Genomic DNA, 7523 nt, shown 5'->3' with positions numbered 1-7523 from the left:
ACTATGTTCAACATCTGAAAATATCTTACCATGGATATTTTTGATATTGAAATGTGGAAAACCGAACTGCCAAATTCAAACCTAAAAACAGACTATTTCTGTCTAACAATTGGGGGGAAGCTCACTTGTGTAGTGATTCAATCATTTAAATGCTGAGAACTTCTTCTAAGACTTTTTCCTCTGAGATCATCCAGCGCTTTAGACTTACTGTACAAGTTACTTTGCTCTTTTTGCAGATTATTAATAGACTCATACCTTCTGATATAACTCTTAACCATATTCTTATGATCACAAAAATGAATCCTCTAAGCCTAAAGATGAATTTATATTCTTAGGTGAAAAACGAAGGGCAATAGCTCAGCTGAGGAAGAAAATTGCTAAGTTTGGAATAGACCCAAATGAACTGGATAAATTTTCAAGAGAAAAATACAGACTAGCGCAAAAAAAAGCAATCTGATAAACGGTAACTTAGTGAACGTTAATCAGAGTTCGAATTAACCAAAATAACCAATGATAAAATTCTTTCGAAAAATTAGACAAAAACTTCTCGGCTGAAAACCCGCCTGCAAGGACCAATGCACGGGCAGGTAAATTCAGCAAGTATCTAATTTATGCCGTTGGAGAAATTATTCTTGTAGTAATTGGAATATTGATTGCACTTCAATTTAATAATTGGAATGAGAGCAGAAAAAAAGAAGAACAATTTAAGTCGTCCCTGGAGCAATTGTACAACAAAATAACTGATGATGAATGGCTATACGAGTATATGATAAGGGAAAATGAAAACATCATTGCAATCACAGATAGTCTATCAAATCTCAATGAACAAAGCCAGGTGAATTCTAGATTGCTAATGGACGTATGGCAAACGACAACTGCAGGTAAAAGGAGTTTTAATGCCACGGCAATACCTTTCTTAGAAAGATTGACCTACAATCCGGAAAGCCCCGAGCAAAAGAAATTAGCCAATGATCTATTAAATTACAAACAGCTATTAGCCTCCAAAACTAATGCTTCATACATCGTCGATGTTCAAGCAAAACTAAGTGACGAACTGGTAGAAAACAGTATTGCCTTTTTTAAGTTTGACCATAACCAAATCATGTCAGAATGGGTTTTGGACAGTACTTGGTATACTAGTCAGGATTTAGAAAAAGCTAAGACGCTTTTGACAAGTCAACATTTTAAGAGTCTTTTAAAAACAAGCAGATCGTCAAGAAGTTTTGATATTTTAGATTATAAGGCCCTAGTAAAGGAGTCTGACAACATGTTGACACTCATTAAAAAATACCATCCTAATGTTAAATTAATCTATGAAGATGTCGGTATAATCGGTACATCCATAGATGGTTTTGACAATGTGGGTGCCAAATCCACACCAATGGTTTTGATAGATGAAGAACATAGTATTTGGGAAATAACATTGTTTTTAAAAAAAGGAGTGGTAAAATTTAGGTGTAGGGATAGTTGGGCCATAAATTGGGGTGGCAATACTTTTCCAGAGGGGATTGCAGAGCATGAAGGTTCGGATATTGAGGTGCCTGAAGCTGGTAACTATAAGGTCATCTTAAACCTAAGTGAAAAACAATACAAATTTATTAAGCAAGAGTAGTACGGACCAATGGGTTTTATATAGTTTATAAACCTTAAGAAGGCAGGCGAGAACAAAACCTATTTGCAATACTTATCGGGTTACTGCGCAAAGTCAATACATAAGTCAGAATTTAAAATTATATGGAAAACAGAATTAAATCACTTGAAAGAAAATCAAAGGTTCAAACAGTTATAATATTAGCATTGGCCTTTGCTTTAATCTGGCTGTATATTAAGCCAGTCAACAAAACTAATGATGACATTTTGCAGACTAAAGGAATTATTATTCAAGACGATATTGGGAATCCGAGAATTGCAATGGGATTCCCTATTGACAATCAATACAGGAAAAGGAAAGACACTTTGAATGGACTCGTTTTTATGGACGAAAATGGTATGGATAGAATTCATCTAGGACAGCATGGGAAATTATTTTTAGGAGGCAAATATCAGGAAAGGTTAAATGATGGCTGGTCTCTTTTTTTTAATGATAGTAAAGGGGAAGAGCGCTCAGGCTATGGATTTAGCGATGACGATAATAGCATAGGTTTAGGGATGGACTATGGAGGAGAGTTTGGTGGAGAAGCCATCTATTTGTATGCTGCACCAAATATCTCTTTTATGACTATTAATGCGGACCTTCAAAAAAATAAAGGAACGCGGGATAGAATAGTATTTTGGCATGAAACAGATAAAGATTTGAGTATTTCGAAAATAAGTGACTCCAAGAAAGATGGAAGAATTATTTTAAAAGCAGAAAAAGGCAGAAATCCTAAAATTGAATTAATCGATAGTCTAAATAATAAAAAAACAATACCTAAAAATGGCTATAATTAATTGCCTATACTCGCCTACTTCTGAATCTCGATCGCAGTTGGGACTCGTGGATTTTCAGGTTGATTTGTAAACCCCTGTATAAAATTTGATACCAAAAATTATTGAATGAATATAACAGAAAAAAAGGTTGGGATAGTTGGGCTTTTATCTGTTATGATTTTAATTTCGGCATTGTTGACTTTTGGCTTAATGAATAAGGAATTCAGCTTTGTTGATGATTTTATTAGCAAATTGGGAGCAAAAAATGAACCGAATGCTGTTTGGTTTAATTTGATTGGATTCGTGACAGTCGGAATTCTTCTTTTTATTTTTGGACTAGCTTATGGCAATACCCTAAATGACAAATTCTTATCAATTTTATTATCATTATTTGGATTAGGATTTGGCTTTACTGCCATACCGATCGATATGCAATTTTCGGACACACCATTTTCTAAAGCTCATATCGTAGCGATTTGTCTGGGAATAGCATTTTGGTTATTTGGGCTATCGTGGCTTGGATATAAGCAAAAATTAAACAAAAAAGTTAGGAACCGTGCAAATTTGACAGCTGTCATTCTAGTTTTGTCAATGATTGGTTTTGTTTTGGGAATCTGGTCAATGCCGATTACTCATCGTTTAGTATTCGCAATAGTTTTCGGATGGACTGCAATAACTTCCATTGAACTAATATTAAAATCCCAAAAAATTGCAAAGAACAACCTATAACTGCAATTCCAGCTTGTCTCACTTCACCTTCTCAAAATAGTTTGACTTCCTCACTACATAACAATACTCCGACGCCATTACGATTACAGCTGCCATGTTAACACTACAACTTTAAGCGAAGACATTTAAGCATAGATGATCTTAGACCCTTACTTCTGAGTTTACAGCAGCTAAGAGTACCTGAATAACCATCAAGTTTGCCTATTATCAACACTTTTCAAAATCAAACAAGTATTCTGAAATATGGAAAATGGCAAACTGCTAACTATTTTGAATCTTAAAAATGAACGAATCCTGTCTGCAAGATGGACTATCATCACTACCACCCCGCAGCCTGCCCATCCTTTCTCGAATCTGACGCACCAAAATAGATCTTTCGTTGTGCATCCCACATGATGGCCTGGTAGCCTCCATAGCTTCCCGACCCAAAGCCGATTCGATGTCCTTTTTTCATCAATGCTTTGACAACATCATAATCAATTCCTGATTCTAAGATGATAGTACCTCCTCCGGTCATCTTGCTTCCGGTAGGACTACTGCTGCCCATATGTCTGATTCGTGGAGCATCTCCGGCTTCTTGCAAGTTCATCCCAAAATCAACCATATTCACTACAATTTGAGCATGCCCTTGAGGTTGCATCGCACCACCCATAACTCCAAAACTCATGTAGGGTTGTCCATTTTTGGTAACAAATGCTGGAATAATCGTATGAAAAGGCCTTTTGTGAGGTTCATATTGATTAAAGTGACCTTCTTCCAATGTAAACATCTCGCCTCTATTCTGGAAAGCAAATCCATGATCAGGATTGACAACTCCTGAACCGAATTCCCAGTAGATACTTTGAATCAATGAGATCATGTTGCCATCTTTATCTGCAACGGTCAAATAAATAGTATTTCCAGTTTCTATGGCTTCACCTGCCGGATAAGAATCGGCAGCCTCTTCCAAGTTGATGAGTTCCTTTCTTTGATTAGCGTATTCCTTTGATATTAAATAGTCCACAGGGATCTCATTGAATTCAGGATCCGCATAGAATTTTGCTCGATCTTCATAGGCCAACTTTTTGGCTTCCGTAAACACATGAAAGTACTCAGCACTGCCAAAACCCATACTTTGAAGGTCATATTGTTCCAATATATTCAAAATCTGAAGTGCAGCAATTCCCTGGCCATTTGGTGGAAGTTCCCAAACATCATATCCGCGATAATTAGAGCTGACCGGCTCAACCCAATCTGAAGTATGATCTATAAAATCCTGTTCTGATAAGTAGCTGCCTTGATCCTTCAAAAACGCAACCATTTCTTTCATAAGCTCACCCTTGTAGAAAGCAGATTTACCTTCTTCGGCTATTTTTGAGAGGGTGGTGGCCAATGCTGGATTTCTAAAAATGTCTCCTTTTGCCGGAGCCTGGCCATTTGGAGCAAACACACGTTGGAAGCCCTTTTGATCATTTAATCGATCTGCTACTGCTTTCCAGTCATTTGCGATTATTTCAGATACTGGATATCCATTCTTAGCGTAGTCGATCGCCGGTTGCAAAAGTTCTTGCATTTCTAAACTTCCAAATCGTTCATGGAGTGTATACCATCCATCGACGCAACCAGGTACCGAAATGCTGAGCGGACCGAATAAGGGAATTTTCGTTAATCCTTTAGCTTTTATGTCATTGATGGACATGTTATAGGGAGACCTGCCACTAGCATTTAGTCCATACAACTGTTTAGTTTCAGCATCCCAAACTATGGCAAATAAATCACCACCTATACCGTTACTTTGAGGTTCTACAACACCTAAGACAGCATTTGCAGTAATGGCTGCATCTATGGCATTTCCTCCATTCCTTAAAACTTCTAAAGCAGCCTGAGTCGCCAATGGTTGACTAGTGGCCACCATGCCATTTTGTGCAATAATTTCAGAGCGGGTGGCGAAGTTGTGTCCGCTGGTTCGATCTTGTGCAAAAGAGGGTAGGGTTAGGATTAAAAAAAGAATAAGTAAGACTGCGTTGGTTTTCATAGAATTTAGTTTTATGATTTAGCTATAAACATAACTCCTTCAAAGGATTCTGGTTTACATGGCAGGACGAGAAATTTGATTTTCATGAAATTAACAATGCTCTAGCTGCTTATTTGATAACATAAATTAACTATTTTTAAGATAGCAGGGAGCAAAATAGAATTTAAAAAGATTTTAAGCAATGATTAAATTCTTTAAACAGATTCGTAGAAAATTACTTGATGAAAATATGACTACGAAGTATTTGAAATATGCCGTAGGGGAAATACTGCTAGTCGTCATAGGGATCCTTATTGCATTGCAGATTAATAATTGGAATGAGAAGAGTAAAGAAATCGCTGCCGGTTTGGGATATCTTAAAAGATTAGACCAAGATCTCACTAAGGACTCCTCGTATCTTGACAGCAAGATTAAAGAGGCGAGTGAAGCTCAAAAGTCATTTGAAAATTATATCCGATCCATTCAAAAAGAGCAATCAAGCACAGAAGAATTTATGGAATTGACCGCATCAGTTTTTTGGGATTCGGACAACCTATTACTTGAAGACAGAACCTACAACGAAATCACCAACTCCGGTAAATTTTCATACATCAAGAATGATAGTCTCAGGAATCTGATTATGAATTACTACCTCAGATACGGGTCAATAGATAATCATATTTCAGAAATGAATCAAACTGGAATAAGGTTATTTGAAGAGCCTTATAAAAGGATCATTAAATTTTATCCAATTTTCGAAGACTTATTTGATCGAGAGGTGATGATAAATAACACGGAGTGGAAGTTTATTAATGATCCGGAAAATCCAACTTACAAAGATCTTGAGAGTGCTGCTATTTACTACCTGTATAAGTTTTCTATTTTTGAGGCGTATTATAAAGAATTAAAAGAAATGGGTGGGATGCTCATAGAGCGCATCGAGCAGGAAATGGAAGCTAGTTGAGAACAGATTGGAAATTGATGAGTAAAAATCAAGCGTAATTTTAATTTGATAGTGATAAACTTCTGCTGTGTAATCAAAAGTAAAGGTTAATTAATAAAATATATTTTTGTATAGTAAACTTTTAAAGGTTTCCATTCTATTCCATACCAAATTCCTTCCCACCATTGATCGACAGTGGACTTTCTAATGTTCTGGGAGGGTATGGCTGTGACATGAATCATGCCCTATGGTCAGCCATTCACTTGTAGGAAAATCCTGAATTGATTGTTCAGGCACATCTGGATTATATTAAAGCCGGGGCTCGTTGTATAACGAGCGCCAGTTATCAATCAAGTGCGGAAGGCTTTATGAAATGGGGAATAAGCGAAGGGGATGCAGAAGGTCTGATGTGTAAGTCCATCAAGCTTTGCGATGAGATGGCACGGAGATATAAAAAGGGGCGGAGATGATAATTGAAGCTGCGGGGATTTTTGCCATTGGCATCAATTGTACGGCACTTCACCATATTAGTAATCTGATTGTAATCTTAAAAGAGTTTTCCCCCTTGAAACACTTATAGCTTATCCCAACTCTGGCGAGTCATATCATTCATCGGGTAAAAACTGGAGTAATGACACACCACCTTCTGATCTAGTGACCATGGCAAAGGGCTGGTTGCAACAAGGAGTCGCTATGATTAGAGGGTATTGTAAGATAGGGCCGGAGGAGTACGAGAAGATGAGCAAGAATTTATCTCATAAAAAATTAGGTTATTTTGGATGGATCGAGAGCACTTTGCATCAATTGTTGATTTTTTGAAGGTGAAGGATCATTAAGCCGAAGAGATCCTTAGTATTGGTCATACCTTTACGGCAAAATATAAGTAAGGAGAGGTACTGCATAATAAATCTTAGCTCATAGATTTTTATTTAGAATGGGGTGAATGACTTGATAATGAATAAATGGCCAAGAGGTTTTAATTATTAATATCCTTCAAGATTGTTAATCAAACACCATTTTTATTTACTTATTTTACCACCTCAATATAATCTTGAAATATCTTTTAATATTTGCCAGTACTTAAAAGCATAACATGAAGAACCTTCTTATAATTATTTTCCAATTTGTGTTTCTAACGCTGAATGCCCAAACGTTTGAAGCTTCTTTACCATCTGTGAAAAATCCTAGGAAAGTCACTTATGGTTATGCTGATAATGAAAAATTAATTGTATTGTGCGATAGCTTTCTTTTCCATTTAGATCGAGGTGGCCAGATTATTTATGAATCAAGTATACCAAAACTCTCCAGAGTTGCAGCTATTTCTGATGTGCCCCTACAATTTAGGACAACTTTTATAAATAATTGTTAATAACTAAATTGTGAGAAAAATGACAAGAAGAAAGTTTACACCTGAGTTTAAAACAAAGGTAGTTTTAGAAGCTCTAAAGG

Annotated in this window: 8 protein-coding genes; 7 read left to right on the top strand and 1 reads right to left on the bottom strand. The window is 36.4% G+C overall.

Annotated elements, in window-relative coordinates; translation table 11 throughout:
• The first annotated feature begins 649 nt into the window (after positions 1 to 649).
• The 3 genes from L2567_RS20380 (at position 650) to L2567_RS20370 (ending at position 3138) form a co-directional block, all read left to right on the top strand.
• Entirely contained in the window at positions 650 to 1612 is a 963-nt protein-coding gene (locus L2567_RS20380; RefSeq protein ID WP_235299709.1) for a cadherin repeat domain-containing protein, read from the top strand.
• A gap of 122 nt (positions 1613 to 1734) precedes the next feature.
• The gene (locus L2567_RS20375; RefSeq protein ID WP_235299708.1) at positions 1735 to 2430 is read left to right on the top strand and encodes a hypothetical protein; all 696 of its coding nucleotides are present in this window, start codon (positions 1735 to 1737) and stop codon (positions 2428 to 2430) included.
• Positions 2431 to 2535: 105 nt separating this feature from the next.
• A complete protein-coding gene (locus L2567_RS20370) occupies positions 2536 to 3138 on the top strand; it encodes a DUF998 domain-containing protein (RefSeq protein ID WP_235299707.1) in 603 nt (200 codons plus the stop codon).
• Between the two features lie 319 nt (positions 3139 to 3457).
• On the opposite strand, the gene ggt is transcribed toward L2567_RS20370, so the two are convergent.
• On the bottom strand, positions 3458 to 5152 hold the full coding sequence (ggt, locus tag L2567_RS20365; protein ID WP_235299706.1) for a gamma-glutamyltransferase: 1695 nt from the start codon (positions 5150 to 5152) through the stop codon (positions 3458 to 3460).
• Between the two features lie 181 nt (positions 5153 to 5333).
• On the opposite strand from ggt, the gene L2567_RS20360 reads away from it, so the two are divergent.
• The 4 genes from L2567_RS20360 (at position 5334) to L2567_RS20355 (ending at position 7443) form a co-directional block, all read left to right on the top strand.
• Entirely contained in the window at positions 5334 to 6095 is a 762-nt protein-coding gene (locus L2567_RS20360) for a DUF6090 family protein (RefSeq protein WP_235299705.1), read from the top strand.
• Between the two features lie 260 nt (positions 6096 to 6355).
• Positions 6356 to 6544: a homocysteine S-methyltransferase family protein gene (locus L2567_RS21410; RefSeq protein ID WP_406626735.1), complete on the top strand. Its 189-nt coding sequence runs from the start codon at positions 6356 to 6358 to the stop codon at positions 6542 to 6544.
• A 106-nt stretch (positions 6545 to 6650) separates the two neighbouring features.
• Entirely contained in the window at positions 6651 to 6893 is a 243-nt protein-coding gene (locus tag L2567_RS21405; protein ID WP_406626737.1) for a hypothetical protein, read from the top strand.
• A 274-nt stretch (positions 6894 to 7167) separates the two neighbouring features.
• Positions 7168 to 7443 carry a hypothetical protein gene (locus tag L2567_RS20355; protein ID WP_235299704.1) on the top strand — a complete coding sequence of 92 codons (276 nt, stop codon included), beginning with the start codon at positions 7168 to 7170 and terminating at the stop codon, positions 7441 to 7443.
• Positions 7444 to 7523 lie beyond the last annotated feature (80 nt).

It is taken from the genome of Portibacter marinus, assembly GCF_021533195.1.
GTDB lineage: Bacteria > Bacteroidota > Bacteroidia > Chitinophagales > Saprospiraceae > Portibacter > Portibacter marinus.
This window is presented reverse-complemented; position numbering and strand designations above follow the sequence as displayed.

Bases quoted from the DNA above. Each gene is read 5' to 3' on its own strand.
- L2567_RS20370 (WP_235299707.1), top strand. From the start codon at position 2,536: ATGAATATAACAGAAAAAAAGGTTGGGATAGTTGGGCTTTTATCTGTT.
- L2567_RS20355 (WP_235299704.1), top strand. From the start codon at position 7,168: ATGAAGAACCTTCTTATAATTATTTTCCAATTTGTGTTTCTAACGCTG.
- L2567_RS20375 (WP_235299708.1), top strand. From the start codon at position 1,735: ATGGAAAACAGAATTAAATCACTTGAAAGAAAATCAAAGGTTCAAACA.
- ggt (WP_235299706.1), bottom strand. From the start codon at position 5,152: ATGAAAACCAACGCAGTCTTACTTATTCTTTTTTTAATCCTAACCCTA.
- L2567_RS20360 (WP_235299705.1), top strand. From the start codon at position 5,334: ATGATTAAATTCTTTAAACAGATTCGTAGAAAATTACTTGATGAAAAT.